Origin of the sequence: Rhizobacter koreensis, from assembly GCF_013366375.1 — a bacterium.
GTDB classification, from domain to species: Bacteria; Pseudomonadota; Gammaproteobacteria; order Burkholderiales; family Burkholderiaceae_C; genus Schlegelella_A; species Schlegelella_A koreensis.
This window is the reverse complement of the sequence record NZ_JABWMJ010000001.1, coordinates 832,517-848,349: the sequence shown is the minus strand read 5'-3', so window position 1 is coordinate 848,349 and position 15,833 is coordinate 832,517. Positions and strand designations below refer to the sequence as shown.

At 71.2% G+C, this 15,833-nt stretch carries 14 protein-coding genes; 5 read left to right on the top strand and 9 right to left on the bottom strand.

All coding sequences use genetic code 11. From position 1 onward, the window contains the following. Positions 1-27 precede the first annotated feature (27 nt). The 4 genes from HQN59_RS03695 to HQN59_RS03680 all read right to left on the bottom strand — a co-directional run bounded on the left by HQN59_RS03695 (position 28) and on the right by HQN59_RS03680 (position 4,457). Positions 28-375, bottom strand: coding sequence for a DUF1840 domain-containing protein (locus HQN59_RS03695; protein ID WP_176066129.1), 348 nt, complete (start codon positions 373-375; stop codon positions 28-30). Continuing rightward, complete coding sequence (locus tag HQN59_RS03690; RefSeq protein ID WP_176066127.1) at positions 372-1,646, bottom strand: class I SAM-dependent methyltransferase; 1,275 nt, start codon at positions 1,644-1,646, stop codon at positions 372-374. Before HQN59_RS03690 ends, HQN59_RS03695 begins: the two co-directional genes overlap by 4 nt. 128 nt (positions 1,647-1,774) lie before the next feature. Beyond that, the gene (locus HQN59_RS03685; protein ID WP_176066125.1) at positions 1,775-3,121 is read right to left on the bottom strand and encodes an HD-GYP domain-containing protein; all 1,347 of its coding nucleotides are present in this window, start codon (positions 3,119-3,121) and stop codon (positions 1,775-1,777) included. A gap of 148 nt (positions 3,122-3,269) precedes the next feature. Beyond that, on the bottom strand, positions 3,270-4,457 hold the full coding sequence (locus HQN59_RS03680) for an acyl-CoA dehydrogenase (protein WP_176066123.1): 1,188 nt from the start codon (positions 4,455-4,457) through the stop codon (positions 3,270-3,272). Between the two features lie 160 nt (positions 4,458-4,617). Here HQN59_RS03680 and HQN59_RS03675 point away from each other — a divergent pair, with 160 nt between their 5' ends. The 3 genes from HQN59_RS03675 to HQN59_RS03665 all read left to right on the top strand — a co-directional run bounded on the left by HQN59_RS03675 (position 4,618) and on the right by HQN59_RS03665 (position 8,450). Continuing rightward, the gene (locus tag HQN59_RS03675; protein WP_176066120.1) at positions 4,618-6,441 is read left to right on the top strand and encodes a zinc ribbon domain-containing protein; all 1,824 of its coding nucleotides are present in this window, start codon (positions 4,618-4,620) and stop codon (positions 6,439-6,441) included. Beyond that, positions 6,438-7,631 (top strand): 4-hydroxybenzoate 3-monooxygenase, encoded by a 1,194-nt coding sequence (gene pobA / locus HQN59_RS03670; protein WP_176066118.1) that lies wholly within the window; start codon positions 6,438-6,440, stop codon positions 7,629-7,631. The genes HQN59_RS03675 and pobA overlap by 4 nt, the downstream gene beginning before the upstream one ends. A gap of 114 nt (positions 7,632-7,745) precedes the next feature. Then, entirely contained in the window at positions 7,746-8,450 is a 705-nt protein-coding gene (locus HQN59_RS03665; RefSeq protein ID WP_176066116.1) for a TerC family protein, read from the top strand. Between the two features lie 61 nt (positions 8,451-8,511). Here the strand turns inward: HQN59_RS03665 and HQN59_RS03660 are convergent, their stop codons facing one another. The 5 genes from HQN59_RS03660 to HQN59_RS03640 all read right to left on the bottom strand — a co-directional run bounded on the left by HQN59_RS03660 (position 8,512) and on the right by HQN59_RS03640 (position 14,052). After that, positions 8,512-10,347 (bottom strand): glycoside hydrolase family 2 protein, encoded by a 1,836-nt coding sequence (locus tag HQN59_RS03660; RefSeq protein WP_246294645.1) that lies wholly within the window; start codon positions 10,345-10,347, stop codon positions 8,512-8,514. A gap of 316 nt (positions 10,348-10,663) precedes the next feature. Then, positions 10,664-11,371, bottom strand: coding sequence for an ABC transporter ATP-binding protein (locus tag HQN59_RS03655; RefSeq protein WP_176066114.1), 708 nt, complete (start codon positions 11,369-11,371; stop codon positions 10,664-10,666). Continuing rightward, positions 11,364-12,170: an ABC transporter ATP-binding protein gene (locus HQN59_RS03650; RefSeq protein WP_425342679.1), complete on the bottom strand. Its 807-nt coding sequence runs from the start codon at positions 12,168-12,170 to the stop codon at positions 11,364-11,366. Before HQN59_RS03650 ends, HQN59_RS03655 begins: the two co-directional genes overlap by 8 nt. Next, positions 12,167-13,195: a branched-chain amino acid ABC transporter permease gene (locus tag HQN59_RS03645; protein WP_176066112.1), complete on the bottom strand. Its 1,029-nt coding sequence runs from the start codon at positions 13,193-13,195 to the stop codon at positions 12,167-12,169. Before HQN59_RS03645 ends, HQN59_RS03650 begins: the two co-directional genes overlap by 4 nt. Beyond that, positions 13,192-14,052, bottom strand: coding sequence for a branched-chain amino acid ABC transporter permease (locus HQN59_RS03640; RefSeq protein ID WP_176066110.1), 861 nt, complete (start codon positions 14,050-14,052; stop codon positions 13,192-13,194). The genes HQN59_RS03645 and HQN59_RS03640 overlap by 4 nt, the downstream gene beginning before the upstream one ends. A 141-nt stretch (positions 14,053-14,193) precedes the next feature. Here HQN59_RS03640 and HQN59_RS03635 point away from each other — a divergent pair, with 141 nt between their 5' ends. Next, positions 14,194-14,580: a VOC family protein gene (locus HQN59_RS03635; RefSeq protein ID WP_176066108.1), complete on the top strand. Its 387-nt coding sequence runs from the start codon at positions 14,194-14,196 to the stop codon at positions 14,578-14,580. Between the two features lie 103 nt (positions 14,581-14,683). Next, positions 14,684-15,787 carry a serine hydrolase domain-containing protein gene (locus HQN59_RS03630; protein WP_176066106.1) on the top strand — a complete coding sequence of 368 codons (1,104 nt, stop codon included), beginning with the start codon at positions 14,684-14,686 and terminating at the stop codon, positions 15,785-15,787. The last annotated feature ends 46 nt before the right edge of the window (positions 15,788-15,833 follow it).

Here is a 15,833-nt window from a genome sequence, read left to right as displayed (position 1 = left end):
ACGGGCCGGGAAAGCCGGTCCGGCTTCTCACGTGCCCCAGGTGATGTCGGCCTTCTCGGCCAGCGCGCGCCGCATCATCTCGAGCATCGGCCAGGCCCGCTGGCGCAGCGTGACGCGGCGGTTGCCGCGGCCGTCGGCGCGATCGTCGTCGCGAGTGGCGGTGTCGCCGTCGGTGACGTCGCCTTCCATCGCGCGCGAGCGCGCCTCGTCGGCCTCGATCGCGCGCTCGATCGCGTCGATCGCCGCCGGCAGCGCGGCCGCCTCGATGATCCCGCGCGGCGACGGCTCCTTGCCGACGATGCGCAGCACCTGCTCGCCCGGGCCCTCGAGCATGATCAGGTCGCCCGCGGCCTTGGACTTGAACTTGTAGATCATGGGTTGCCCTGGCGCCGCGGCGCGTACATGTAGCTGCGATTGAACGGAAAGACCGATTGTGCGCCGCGCATCGGACCGTCGGTCACCGAACCGGTGCGGCGCGCGCCCAGCATCTGGTGCAGCGACAGCCAGCCGCGCTCGAAGCACATCGCGCTGCCGGCGAGGTAGAGCCGGTACGCGCGCACGACCTCGGGGCGCGTCACCTTGGCCGCCTCGTCGAGGCGCGCCTCGAGCGCGTCGCTCCAGGCCCAGAGCGTCCTCGCGTAGTGCGGGCGCAGCGACTCGACGTCGACCGGCTCGAGCGCGGCCTCGCTCATCACGCGCAGCACGTGCGAGACGTGCAGCAGCTCGCCGCCCGGAAAGATGTTGCGCTCGATGAAGTCGCCGAGGCCGGCGCCGAGGCGGTCGTTCTGGGTGCCGCCCGCGGTGATGCCGTGGTTCATGAGAAGGCCGCCGGGCTTGAGCAGGCGGTGGATCTTGTCGAAGTAGCGCGGCAGCTGGGCCCGCCCGACGTGCTCGAACATGCCGACCGACGCGATCTTGTCGAACGGCTCGCTCTCGGGCAGGTCGCGGTAGTCGAGCAGCTGCACCGACACGCGGCCGGCGAGCCCGCGCTCGTCGATGAGCCGGCTCACGTGCGCGTGCTGGTTGCGACTCAGCGTGATGCCGTGGCCGCGCACGCCGTAGTGCTCGGCGGCCCACATGAGCAGGCCGCCCCAGCCGGCGCCGATGTCGAGGAAGCGCTCGCCCGGCTGCAGCATCAGCTTGCGGCAGATGTGGTCGAGCTTGGCTTCCTGCGCCTGCGCGAGCGTCATCTCGGAAGACGCGTAGTACGCGCACGAGTAGAGCCTGAGCGGGTCGAGCCAGAGCTTGTAGAAATCGTCCGAGACGTCGTAATGGAACTGGATCTGCTCGGCGTCGGTCTCGGGCCTGTGGCGCTTGCGCGAGCGCAGCACCAGGGCGAGCTCGCGCACCCAGGCGAGCGGCGGCGGCACCGCGGGCGGGCGCGTCGGGTCGGCGCCCATCAGCTCGGCGCCGATGTCCATCAGGTCGCGCATGCTGCCGTCGATGTCGAGCCGGCCGTCGACGTAGTCCTGGCCGACCTTGCCGACCTGCCCCGACGCGATGTGGGCGAGCGGGCCGAGCTCCTTCAGGCGCACGGTGACCGCGGCGTCGGCGGGGCCGATGCGGCTTCCGCCGGGCAGCACGACGGCGAGCGGCAGGGTGAGCGAGCCGAGCTTGTGTTCGAGGATTCCTTCGACGGCAGACATCCGGGCGCAACCTCCTGGCGCAACTTTAGCGAGTCGCACCGGGCGGCCGCAGGGACCGCACGGCGATTGCGGTTGCTGCAAGCAAGTCGCCGGCCCGGATGACGAGCCGCGCGACGCCGGCCGGCGCGTCAGGCCGGCTCGAGCTCGGGGGTGAACGGCTCGAAGAAGTACGCCACGCGCTGGGCCGGCGCGAGGTAGTCGAGCGCCGGACGCGGCAGGTGCGTCGGCTTGATGCTGCGCCGCACGCCGATCCCGTCGGCGGTCTCGAGGTCGAGGTGCAGCGCCTCCTCGCGCGGCACCGAGGGCTCGTAGACCAGCACGCGCGGCTTGAGCGGGCGCGTCGAGTTCACCGACACCACCATTGCATACCGATCGTCGGTCAGCTGCACCGTCGAGCCCGGCGGGTACACGCCCATCATCTTGATGAAGCGGTTGAGGAGGGTCGCGTCGAACGTGGCCTGACCATTCGCGAACAGCGTCGACAGCGCCTCGTGCGGCGTCAGCGCGCGCGCGGCGGCCGGCGGGTTGCACAGCTTGTCGTAGCGGTTGACGAGCGCGACGATGCGCGCCGCCAGCGTGATGCGGTCGCCGTTCAGGCCGGCCGGAAAGCCGCTGCCGTTCACCGCCTCGTGGTGCTGCTCGATCACCGCGGTCGCGCCGGGGGTGAGCTGCATCGACTCGGCGAGCGCGGCGCCGAGCGCCACGTGCTCGCGATAGGCGCGCTTCTCGCTCGGCAGCAGGCTCTCGTCGAAGTGATGCAGGCGCGAGGGCAGCTTGATCTTGCCGATGTCGTGCAGCAGCGCGCCGAGCCCGAGGTCGAGCAGCTCGGCCTCGTCGAACCCGAAGCAGCGCCCCATCAGCATCGACACCACCGACACGTTCACCGCGTGCGCCGACGCGTTGTCGCCGGTCGATTCGGTGAGCAGGCGCACCGTGAGCTCGCCGTCGCCGACCATCTTGTCGATCAGCGTGCGGGTGAGCGTCTCGGCTTCGGCGCGCGCGTCGGCGGGCCGGACGAGGACCAGCGCGGCGGCCTGCTTGAACGCCTGCGTCGCCGCGGCGTACTGGCGCTGCGCCGCCTTCTGGGCGGCGCGCTGCACCACCAGCCGGCGCCGCCGCATGGCGCGCTCGCGCGCCTCGCGCTGGGCCGCTTCGGCTGCTGCGACCTCGTCGGTGGGCACCTCGGCCACGTCCGCGTTCGCGGTGGCCCTGGCCGCGCCGGGCGGCGCGGCGTCGACGAGGTCGGCCGGGCGCGTCTGCGCCGGCACCACGCCGCCGACCGTGGCGTCGCTCTGCTGCGGGCTCCAGTAGACGCGCTTGAGGCCGAGCGAGCGGATCGTCGCGATCTGCGCCGGCGAGCTGATCTTGAAGCTGCTGGTCGGAAACGGGTGCGACATCCAGCCCATGTCGAGATGCACGAACATCCCGACACGCAGGGCTTGGACGTCGATCAAATCGGGGTGGGCGACCTTCATGCGGAGAACCGGAACCGCTCGGGCAACCACGCCCGAAACCTGTGAACCGTTATCGGCGCGGCGCGCAAGCGCTTGAGTCCGCGGGCCGCGTGAGGACGTCACGCCCGCCCGAACCGCAGCGCGCTCGAGCCGGCGAACTGGCGGGTCTTCAGCCGCCGAACGCCGCGATCCCCGTGATCGCGCGGCCGAGGATCAGCGCGTGCACGTCGTGCGTGCCCTCGTAGGTGTTGACCACCTCGAGGTTGACGACGTGGCGGATCACCCCGTACTCGTCCGAGATGCCGTTGCCGCCCAGCATGTCGCGCGCCACCCGTGCGATGTCGAGCGCCTTGCCGCACGAGTTGCGCTTCATGATCGACGTGATCTCGGGCGAGGCGATCCCCTCGTCCTTCATCCGCCCGAGCCTGAGGCACCCCTGCAGGCCCAAAGCGATCTCGGTCTGCATGTCGGCGAGCTTCTTCTGCACGAGCTGGTTGGCGGCAAGCGGCCGGCCGAACTGCTTGCGCTCGAGCACGTAGCTTCTGGCGCGATGAAAGCAGTCCTCGGCCGCGCCGAGCGCCCCCCAGGCGATCCCGTATCGGGCGCTGTTGAGGCAGGTGAACGGGCCCTTGAGCCCTCTGACGTCCGGAAACGCGTTCTCCTCGGGGCAGAACACGCCGTCCAGCACGATCTCGCCGGTGATGCTGGTGCGCAGGCCCACCTTGCCATGGATCGCGGGGGCCGTGAGGCCCTTCATCCCCTTCTCCAGGATGAAGCCGCGGATCGCGCCCTCGTCGTCCTTGGCCCAGACGACGAACACGTCGGCGATCGGGCTGTTGGTGATCCACATCTTGGCGCCGCTGAGCGAATAGCCGCCCTCGACCTTCCTGGCCCGCGTGACCATGCCGCCGGGGTCGGAGCCGTGGTCGGGCTCCGTCAGGCCGAAGCAGCCGATCCACTCGCCGCGCGCGAGCTTCGGGAGGTACTTCTGCTTCTGCGCCTCGGTGCCGAACGCGTTGATCGGCACCATGACGAGCGAGGACTGCACGCTCATCATCGATCGATAGCCCGAGTCGACGCGCTCGACCTCGCGCGCGACGAGGCCGTACGAGACGTAGTTGAGGCCGGCGCCGCCGTAGGCCTCGGGAATGGTCGCGCCCAAGAGGCCCAGCTCGCCCATCTCGCGAAAGATGGCCGGATCGGTGGTGCCGTTCCGGAACGACTCGGTCGCGCGCGGCAGCAGGCGCTCCTGGCAGTAGCTCGCGGCGGCGTCGCGGATCGCGCGTTCGTCGTCCGTGAGCTGGGCGTCGAGCAGGAGGGGGTCGTCCCAGTGGAAGCGAGCCTTCGGGTCAGCCATCGCGCAGTCTCCCGTGAACCGAACGCCGACGCGAAGCGCCCTCTCGTCGAGGACGCACCGGCGCGACGCGGCGGGACCGGCCGGCCGGCGGAGCGTAGCGCAGCCGCGCGAGCCTTCGCCCCTACACTCGCCCGCAACCCTGCGTCCCGCGAGGCTTCCGATGGCGTACGAGTACGGCTCGGGGTCCAAGACCCTCGAGCTGCCGAACCCCTACCAGCTGCAGAACCGGCTGCTCGCGCTGTGCGCCGTGCTGCTGGCCGGCGCCGGCGTCACCTGCCTTTTCTGGGCGCAGGGCGCGATGCAGGAGAGCGCGCTCGGCCGCGTTGCCGCGCCGCTGCTGGTCGGACTGGCGCTGCTCTCGGGCGGCGTGGTGGCCGGCGCGACGGCGTCGACCCGCCTGCGCTTCTTCTTCGGGCGCGGCCGGCCGAAGTCGCTGGCGGAGGAGTTGCCGCCCGGCGTCACCGGAACCTCGCCGCGTGCGGACGCCCTCAAGGAGCTGATGCGTCAGGGCGGCCTCACCTACGAGGAGCCGGTGGGCGCCGTCGAGGGCCTGCTCTACCACTGGGTGCCGACGCTGATCACCGCCCCGAGCGCGGTGCAGCAGCTGGCGCGCCGCACCATGTTCAACCTGGCGGCGATCGCGGCGACGCTGCTCAGCTTCATCGTCTCGTGGCTGGTGTTCGGGTCGGCGGCGACGCGGCCGTGGATCGGCATCCTCTATTTCGTGTTCGGCGTGGTGTTCCTGCTGCGGCCCGTGTGGACCGAAGGCCGGGCGCGCGTCAGCATCGCCGCGCTGGTCGGCCTGGTGGCGGCGGCGATCCTGGCGCCGGTCGCGATCGGCCTCGTCGCGCCGCACCTGCCGTCGCTCGGCAACTTCTCGGTCAACACGCAGACCTTCGTGATGCTCGGAGCGGCGCTGGTCGCCTGCGCACTCTCGATGGCCGCCGTGCTCGCGCAGGTCGACGCCGCGCCGCAGACGCGCGCCAGCGTCGAGCAGCACCGGCTCTCGATGAACGCGCCGCCGGCGATGCTGATGGACGAGCTCGACCGCATCCTGCAGGCGGCGTGGACCGAGCGCATCCCGAACCGGCGCTACGCGCGCATCGACCCGGCGACGGACGCCTCGACGCCGAGCGGCGCCTTCGCCGGCGAGCTGCTCCAGGAGAGCCAGCCGATCCCGGTGTCGGGCACCAGGGCGCCGACGTTCGCGGTGGCGCTGCAGGCGCCGCGCTACCGCGCGCTGCTCGCGCTCGACGTCTTCGCAACCGTTCTGGTCGCTCTCGCCTGCGCGATCGCGCTGGTCTTCGTGCACGGCTTCGACGTCACCGTGCCGTGGCAGCAGAACCGCTTCTCGCTCGCCGGCACCTCGGCCATCCTCGCGCTGGTGGCGATGTTCTGCTTCCAGTCCGCGGCCCGCCTCTGGGGCCGCTTCAACTTCGAGTCGATGCTGACCTGGGTCGAGCTGATGGGCAGCTACCAGACCTCGCGCATCGGCACCGGCAACAACTTCTCGAGCCGCATGAACACCGACAACACGGTGGTGCGCACCGAGTCGATGACGCTCAGGGTCTGGCGTGCGCGCATCGAGTCGGTGGTGTTCGGCAAGGACGCGCCGCGTCAGGTGACGGCGATGTTCTCGACCGACGCCGACGCGCAGGCACTGGCCGCCGACCTGATGCAGTTCGCGCGCAGCCAGAGCGTGCTGGTGGCGCCGTTCAGCGGCGAGGACGAGACCCGCATTGCCGCCTTGAACGCCGGCGAGCGCGCGATGCTCGGGCCCGGAGAAGGCGCATCGGCGGCTCAGGTGCAGCACCACCTGCGCACCGCCGCGGCGCTCGCCGGCGGCAGCGCCGCGAGCGCGCCGGCCGCGCCCGCCACGCGCTTCTGCCCCGCGTGCGGGCACGCCGTGACGCCGGGTGCGCGCTTCTGCGCCAACTGCGCCGCGCCGCTCACCACTTCCACCGATACGGAAAGGCTCCCATGAGAACCCAGGTCGCGATCATCGGGGCGGGCCCGTCGGGCCTGCTGCTGGGCGCGCTGCTGCACAAGGCCGGCATCGACGCCGTCGTCATCGAGCAGCGCAGCGCCGACTACGTGCTCGGGCGCATCCGCGCCGGCGTGCTCGAGCAGGTGACGGTCGACCTCCTCGAGCAGGCTGGCGTCGCCGAGCGCCTGCACGCCGAGGGCCTGCCGCACGACGGCATCGAGCTCTGCTTCGGCGGCGCGCGGCATCGCATCGACATGCACGCGCTGACCGGCGGCAAGCGGGTGACGGTCTACGGCCAGACCGAGGTGACGCGCGACCTGATGCAGGCGCGCAGCGCCGCAGGCCTGCCGACGGTCTACGAGGCCGCCCAGGTGACGCCGCACGACTTCGACGGCGCCCGGCCGTACGTCACCTACACCGCCAAGGACGGCAGCGCGCAACGCGTCGACTGCGACTTCATCGCCGGCTGCGACGGCTACCACGGCGTCTGTCGCCAGAGCGTGCCGGCCGTCGCGCTCACGACCTTCGAGCGCGTCTACCCCTTCGGCTGGCTGGGCGTGCTGAGCGACACCCCGCCGGTGTCGCACGAGCTCATCTACTCGAACCACGAGCGCGGCTTCGCGCTCTGCAGCATGCGTTCGCCGACGCGCAGCCGCTACTACGTGCAGTGCTCGCTCGACGACGCCGACGCGTGGAGCGACGCCGCGTTCTGGGACGAGCTGCGGGCGCGCCTCGACCCCGAGGCCGCCGAGTCGCTGGTCACCGGGCCCTCGATCGAGAAGAGCATCGCGCCCCTGCGCAGCTTCGTGGCCGAGCCGATGCGCTTCGGGCGCCTGTTGCTGGCCGGCGACGCCGCGCACATCGTGCCGCCCACCGGCGCCAAGGGGCTCAACCTGGCGACCGCCGACGTCGGCTACCTTGCCGCGGCCATCGGCGAGCACTACGCCGAGCGCAGCGACGCCGGCATCGACGCCTACTCGGCGCGCTGCCTGCGCCGGGTCTGGCGCGCCGAGCGCTTCTCGTGGTGGTTCACCTCGCTGATGCACAAGTTCCCGGAGACCGGCGCGTTCGGCCAGCGCATCCAGGCCGCCGAGCTCGACTACCTCGTCCACTCGGTCGCGGCGTCGACCGCGCTCGCCGAGAACTACGTCGGCCTGCCGCTCGAGCTGCCGCTGCAGCGCGGCTGACGCAGCGGCGCTGCACGCCACGCGGCCGACCGCTTCGGGCCGCCAGGCAACGCCGCTAACATCCGCCGCAATTCGCCTCAACCCGCCGCCGTCGCGCGCTCGTCAGGACCCGCCTTGGAACAGTTCCTCACCCCCGCCTTCTGGCTCGCGGTCGGTCAGATCATCATGATCGACATCCTGCTGGGCGGCGACAACGCGGTGGTGATCGCCCTCGCGTGCCGCAAGCTCCCGGCCGATCAGCGCCGCAAGGGGATCATCTGGGGCACGGTCGGCGCGATCCTGCTGCGCGTGATCCTGATCTTCTTCGCGCTCACGCTGCTGCAGATCCCGTACCTCAAGATCGTGGGCGCGCTGCTGCTGCTGTGGATCGGCGTCAAGCTGCTCGCCCCCGACGACGAAGGGCACGGCGAGATCGAAGGCAGCGACCGCCTCTGGTCGGCGGTCAAGACCGTCATCGTGGCCGACCTGGTGATGAGCATCGACAACGTGATCGCGATCGCCGGCGCCGCCGAGAGCGCGGGCGGCGACCACAAGATGCCGCTGGTGATCTTCGGCCTCCTGGTGTCGATCCCCATCATCATCGGCGGCAGCCAGCTGGTGCTCAAGCTGATGGACCGCTTCCCGTTCATCATCACGCTGGGCGGCATGCTGCTCGGCTGGATCGCCGGAACCATGGCGGTCACCGACCCGGCGATCGTCGGCCACGTGCCGCAGACCGACGCCGTGCGCTACGGCTTCGGGGTGGCCGGCGCGCTCGTCGTGCTGGCGATCGGCAAGCTCGTGAGCGCACGCCGCGGCGGGGGCAACGCCGCTCCCTGACGCCCGGCGGCGCGCCCGTGCACGGGCGCCCCGCGCCCTCGGCCCCCCGGCGAGCCGGCGCCTACACCCCGCACGCGATGTGCGAGCGGCGGCTGCGGGTCGCCGAGGCGATCCGCTCGAGCGGGATCTTGGGCGAGCGGTCGGCGCCGAGCAGGCCGTTCGACTCCTGGAACGTGTCGGCGAACTGCGTGTAGCAGAAGCCGCTGAAGAGCGGCGTGTGGATCACGGTCTGCATCAGCTTCTCGAACTTGCCGGCGAATTCCTCCGCGTGGTCGGCATTCGAATAGCCCCAGATGTCGGCGCCGGTGCAGCCCTCGGGCGCGAACGCCACGCCGCCGAACTCGGTCAGCATGATCGGCTGGCCGCGGTGCGGATAGCCGTCGAGCAGCAGCACGCGGCCGCCCGGGCGGCGCCGGTCGAACAGTTCCTCGGTGTTCGACTCGGGGCCGTAGCGCTGGCGCATGTGCTCGGTGTTCGCGTCGTAGTCGTGGATGCCGATGATGTCGGTCGCGCAGCTTTCCCAGCCGTCATTTCCGATAACCGGACGGGTCGGGTCGAGCGTCTTGGTGAGGTGGTAGAGCGCCTGGACCGCATGGCGCTGCTCGCCCACCGACGCGAGCTCGGGCACGCCCCACGACTCGTTGAACGGCACCCAGACCACGATGCAGGGGTGGCTGTAGTCGCGCGCGATCACCTCCGTCCATTCCTTCACGGTGCGCTTCACCGCGGTCGGCGTGAAGCGATAGGCCGATGGCATCTCTTCCCAGACCATCAGCCCGAGGCGGTCGGCCCAGTAGAGGTAGCGCGGGTCCTCGATCTTCTGGTGCTTGCGCACGCCGTTGAAGCCCATCGTCTTGGCGAGCTCGACGTCGCGGCGCAGCGCGGCATCGTTCGGCGCGGCGAGCAGGCTCTCGGGCCAGTAGCCCTGATCGAGCACCATCCGCAGAAGATAAGGGCGGCCGTTCAGCATGAAACGGTCGCGCAGCACGCTCACCGAGCGCAGCGCCGTGTACGACGTGAACTCGTCGATCACCTCGTCGCCGCGCAGCAGGCGGATGCGCGCATCGATCAGCGTCGGGCGCTCCGGGCTCCAGAGCAGCCGGTTGCGGAAGTCCTCGATGCCGGGGTCGGGCAGCGCGATCGATCGATCGACGTCGCGGTCGACCACGCGGTAGCGGTCGTGGGCGAGCAGACGCTCGCCGCAGCTGAGGCGGATGTCGATCGACAGGTCGTCCGCCGCGTCGCCGCTCACGCGGGCCTCGAAGCCGATCGCGAAATCCTCCACGCGCGGCGTCCAGCGCACCGACTCGACGTAGGTGCGGCCAACCACCTCGAGCCACACCGTCTGCCAGATGCCGGTGGTGCGCGGGTACCAGATCGAGTGCGGCTCGCGCTCCCAGTCCTGCTTGCCGCGCGGCTTGGCGAGGTCGTGCGGATCGTCCTCCGCGCACACCGTCACGGTCTGCAGGCCACCCTCGCCCAGCAGTGCGGTGATCTCGACGGAGAACGGCGTATGACCGCCTTCGTGGACCGCCGCGAGGGTGTCGTTCACCCACACGCGGGCCGAGTAGTCGACGGCACCAAAGTGCAGGATCACCCGGCCCTCGTCCCTGGCGACCGCGAACTCGCGCTGGTACCAGCACGCCTGGTGGTAGCCCTGATCGGCAATGCCGCTGGCGCGCGACTCGGGCGGGAACGGCACTTCGATGGTGCGCGGCCAGGCGTCGACGTCGCGCGGCGTGCGAAAGCGCCGCTCGTTGTCGATGCAGAAGCGCCAGGTGCCGTTGAGCGAGCTCCACTGCGCACGCTCGAGCTGTGGCCGCGGATAGCCGAAGCGCCCGCTCGTATCCGCCGCGCCCGGAACGGGCTCCATGAACCGCATGTTCGACATGTCCATCGCGTTCCGAACCTCTCTTCCGCTGGCGGTGGTCGACACCCCACTGTGATGAAGAAAACGACGTACGGTTCGCGCTGTTGACGAGTCGAGGGCCCGACTCGTGATGAATGTCGGTAAAGAAGGTTGGAGTTGTTTGCCTGAGGCGACGGTGCGCACCGCCGGCCCCGTGGTCGAGCGCTTCCCGGAACCTGCGGCCGCCCCGCAATGACGGCTCCCGACGATCGACGAGGTGCGCCGCCGCGACGTGTCCGACCGCGCTGCGCAAGCGCCGTGGGACAGCGTGTCAGCCCGGGCAGCGCCTCGCGCGGGGACGTGGTCAGTGCTGCGCCACCGCGAGCCAGCGGTCGAGCCGCTCCCGGTCGGCGAGCAGCTCGGCGCTCGCGCCCTCGTGCACCACCGCGCCGCGGTCGAGCACCACGGCACGGCTGGTGATCGGCAGGATGAGGCGCGGGTTCTGCTCGACGATGATCGCCGACATGCCTTCGTCGCGGACCACGCGGGCGATCGATGCCAGCAGCTCCTGCACGATGATCGGCGCGAGGCCCTCGAGCGGCTCGTCGAGCAGCAGCAGCTTGGGGTTGAGCACCAGCGCACGCGCCACCGCGAGCATCTGCTGCTCGCCGCCCGAGAGCTGGTTGCCGAGGTTGGCGCGCCGTTCCGCAAGGCGCGGGAACATCTCGTAGGCGCGCTGCACCGTCCACGGGCCCGGCCGCGCGACCGCGGTGAGGTTCTCGTCGACCGTGAGCGACTTGAAGATGTTGCGCTCCTGGGGGACCCAGCCGATGCCGGCGGCGGCGCGCCGGTGCGACGCCAGCGCCGTAAGGTCGACGCCGTCGAGCGCGATCGTCCCGGCGTGGCGCCGCGTCACGCCGATCAGCGAGTTGAGCAGCGTCGTCTTGCCGGTGCCGTTGCGGCCGAGCAGCGCGAGCGAATGGCCGGCCTCGAGCGTGAGGTCGACGCCCTGCACCACCACCGCCTGGCCGTAGCCCGACTTCAGTCCGCGCACCGCGAGCAGGTCAGCCATGCACGTCCTCGCCGAGGTACACCGCCTTGACGCGCGGATCGTTCGAGATCGTCGCGACGTCGCCTTCGGCGAACACCGCGCCGTTGACGAGCACCGTGACGCGCCTGGCGAAGTTGAAGACGAGGTCCATGTCGTGCTCGATGAGAAGGATCGACACGTCCGCCGGGAGCGCGTTGATGGTCTCGAAGATCTCCTGGCGCTCGCCTTCGGGAACGCCGGCGACCGGCTCGTCGAGCAGCAGCACGCGCGGCTCGCAGGCGAGCGCGGTCGCGATCTCCAGAAGGCGGCGCTTGCCGTAGGCGAGCTCGCCGACGGTCTGGTTCATCACGTCGGCGAGGCGGAACTGCGTCAGCAGCCGCTCGGTCGACTCCACCACGCGCGGATCGCTGCCGAGCGGGCGCCACCAGCGCGCGCTGCGCCCGAGGTGAACCGACACCGCGAGCGCGAGCGACTGCAGCGGCGTCAGGGCATTGAAGAGCTGGTTGATCTGGAACGTGCGCACGACGCCGCGGCGCACCCGCCGATGCGGCGCAAGGTGCGTGATGTCGGCGCCGTCGAGCGCGATCGTTCCGGAGGTCGGCTCGAGCACGCCGGTCAGCAGGTTGATCAGCGTCGTCTTGCCGGCGCCGTTCGGGCCGATGAGGGCGTGGCGGGCGCCGCGCTCGACCTTGAGCGACACGTCGTCGGTCGCCGCCAGGCCGCCGAAGCGCTTGACGAGCGAGCGCGTCTCGAGGACGGTGGCGGTGCCCGCCGGCATGCCGGCGGCCGGCGGGGCCGATGCGAGGGGAACGGCGCTCATCGGCGCGCTCCGAACCAGGTCCAGGGGCGGATGAAGCGGTCACGCCCGACCAGCACCAGCACCACCAGGAAGAGGCCGAGCCAGAAGTTCCAGTACTGCGGCGTCCACGCGGCGATCAGGTCGCGCAGCAGCGTGAAGACGATCGCGCCGAAGATGCCGCCGTACAGGTACCCCGTGCCGCCGACCACCAGCACCAGCAGCACCTCGGCGCTGCGGTGGAAGTCGAACACGTCGAGCGAGGCGAAGCCGCCGGTCTGCGCCTGCAGCGCGCCGGCCGCGCCGGCGATGCCGCCCGCCACCGTGTACGCCGCGACCAGGCGCCAGTTGGTGGAGATGCCGATGCTGGTGGCACGCAGGCGGTTGTCGCGCAGCGCCTGCAGCGAGGCGCCGAACGGCGACAGCACCAGGTGGCGCATCAGGAACAGCACGACGATCAGCACCGCGAGCGCGTAAGCGTAGGCGACCCGCCCCGAGAGGTCGAAGTCGAACGCGCCGAACGGCGTGAGGAGCGGCCCCATCACGACGCCCTGCAACCCGTCGGCGCCGCCCGTGATGTGGTCGAGCTTGTTGGCGAGCTCGTAGAGGATCGACGCGACGCCGAGCGTCACCATCAGCCGCGTGAGGTCGCTGCCGCGCAGGATCAGCACGCTGGTCACCGCACCGAGCAGCGTGCTGACGCCGATCGCGAACGCCAGGCCGACCCAGGGGTCGGGCATCACGTGCTTGGCGAAGAGGGCCGCCCCGTACGCGCCGAAGCCGAAGAACGCGGTGTGGCCGAGCGAGACCACGCCGGCGTAGCCGAGCACGAGGTCGAGCGACATCGCGAAGATCGCGACGATCGCGATCTCCTTGAGGATCAGCGCGTGCTGCGGCAGCACGAACCAGCTCAGCACGAGGCCGGCGATCAGCGCGAACTCCCACCAGCGCCAGCGCGCGTGGCGCCCCAGGCTGCGCGCGATCGCGCCGCGCGGGTCCTGCGCGGTCGACACCGGGATCGGCGCGGCGGCGCCGGGCGACGCGCTCATCGGGCGCCCGCCCGCGCGAACAGGCCCTGCGGGCGCATGAGGAGGATCACGATCATCAGGCTGTAAACGATGAAGGCACCGAGCTTGGGCACGTAGTACTTGCCGGCGACGTCGGCGATGCCCAGCAGCAGCGCGGCGAGCAGGGGGCCGGTGATCGTCGTCGTGCCGCCGACCGAGACGACGATCAGGAAATAGATCATGAACTTGAGCGGGAACGACGGCTCGAGGCCGAGCACTTCGGCGCCGAGCGCGCCGCCGAGCCCGGCAAGGCCCGAGCCGACGGCGAAGGTGAGCAGGAAGATGCGGTTGACGTCGAGCCCCATGCCGCCGGCCACCCGCGGATCGTCGACCGATGCGCGCAGGCGCGCGCCGAAGCGCGTGCGCGAGATCGTCCACTGCAGCACCAGCGTGAGCGCGGCGCAGACCACGATGATGAAGAGGCGGTACTTGCCGATGCCGACCGCCTCGATCGGCAGGCGACCCTGCAGCCAGTCCGGCAGCCGGATGATCTGCTGCATCGACCCGACGGTGTAGTCGACCGCGGTCACCACCATGAAGACGAGGCCGATCGAGAACAGCACCTGATCGAGGTGCGGCTTGGCGTACATGCGCCGGTAGAGCGTCGGCTCGAGGATCGCGCCGAGCAGCGCCGCCCCGAGGAAGGCGATCGGCAGGCAGGCCAGAAACGGCACGCCCAGCCGGTTCATCAGCAGCACCGTGATGTAGCCCCCGGCCATCGCGAACGCGCCGTGCGCGAGGTTGATGAAGTTCATCAGCCCCAGCGTCACCGCCAGGCCGACGGCCAGCACGAAAAGCAGCATGCCGTAGGCGACGCCGTCGAAGAGGAGGGTCAGCATCGGAAGAGGTGTCGCGGTCGAGGCCGATGAATCGCGAAGGGGCGCGCCGGAGAATAGCCGGAACGGGCGCTCGAGCCGCCCCGCTTGCGGCCGCGCCGACCGGCGGCGCAGAATCGAGCGCCGCCACGGAGGGAGCCGTCCATGCTGGCCGATTCACCCGTCACCACCATGTTGCCGGTCAAGGACCTGCAGCGCGCCCGGGACTTCTACGAGGGCAAGCTGGGCCTCCGGCCCGGCGAGCTGCGCCCCGACGGCAAGTTCACCTACGTCTGCGGCGGCAGCACGCTCGCGCTCTTTCCCAAGGAAGGCGGCACCAAGGCCGACCACACCGCGGTGAGCTTCCGCGTCGGCGACATCGCCGGAACGATCGCGGAGCTCGAGCGCGCCGGCGTGGTGTTCGAGGACTACGACTTCCCGGGCCTCAAGACGGTCGGACACGTGTGCGTGCTCGGCGCCGAGAAGGCGGCCTGGTTCGTCGACACCGAAGGCAACATCCTCTGCCTGCACGAGGAGCTGTCGGAGGCCTGAGGCGCTCGCGCGAGCGGCGCGGTCGAACGGACGTCGGCGAGGGCAGCCGGGCGCGCTTCGTGCCCGGAACGCGCAGCCTGTCCGCCACGAGGAGCGCCCGTTCATGCCCCCGACCCGTCGTCGCCTGCTCATCGCCGGTTCGCTCGGCCTTGCCGGCTGCGCGTCGCCGCGCGGCACCCAGCCGCTGCGCCGCGATACCGTGGCCCTGCTCGACGTGCCGACCGTCGAGTGGCAGGAGGCTTCGCCCGAGCGCCACGGCATCCCGGCGCCGACGCTCACGGCGGTGCTCGACGACGGCGTCAAGGTCGAGGGCCTGCGCGGCATGGTCGTCGTTCGCGACGGCTTCCTGCTCGGCGAGCGCTACTACGCGGGCGCCGAGCCCGACGACCTGCAGCCGATCAACTCGGTGACCAAGAGCGTCACGTCGATGCTGGTCGGCAAGGCGCTCGAGCGCGGCACCCTCCGCGGCCGCCTCGATGCGACGGTGCGCGAGCTCTTGCCCGACGCGATACGCAAGAACCCCGACTCCGCCCTCGGCGGCCTCACGCTGCGCGCGATCCTCGCGGGGCGCAGCGGCTTCGCCTGGGACATCTTCGACAGCAGCGATCTCGCCAACGCGCCCGACCCGGTGGCGGTCGCGCTCGGCCAGCCGCGCGGCGTACCGCCGCCGTCGGGCTGGACCTACAACGACCCGGTGGTCGGCCTCGTCGGACCGATCCTGGCCGAGGCCGAAGGCACCAGCCTCGCGATGCTGGCCGCGCGCGACCTCTTCGCGCCGCTCGGCATCGGCCGCTACTCGTGGCGCCGCGACCGCCAGCGCCGCCCGCTCGCCTACGGCGGCCTCGCCCTGCGGCCGCGCGACCTCGCGAAGCTCGCCTGGACCATGTGCGACGGCGGCAAGTGGCGCGGCCAGCAGGTGCTGCCGGCCGACTGGGTCGCCGAGAGCACGACCCGCCATGGCCCGGCCGACTGGCGCGTCGCGCCGGTCGACGACGTCGGCTACGGCTATCTCTGGTTCACCGGCGCGATCGGCGCGCGCCGCGTGGTCTGGGGCTGGGGCTACGGCGGCCAGTTCGCCCTCTTCGTGCCGGAGCACCGCCTCGCGATCGCGACCGCCGCGACGTCGCCGCGGCGCGCCCAGCTGCGCGCGCAGACCGACGCCGTGATGCAGCTCGTCGCGCGGGTCGTCGAAGCCGCGAAAGCTTGAGCCCCCGCGACGCCGCGCAGGAGGCGCGGGCGCTCCGTTTGCTTCG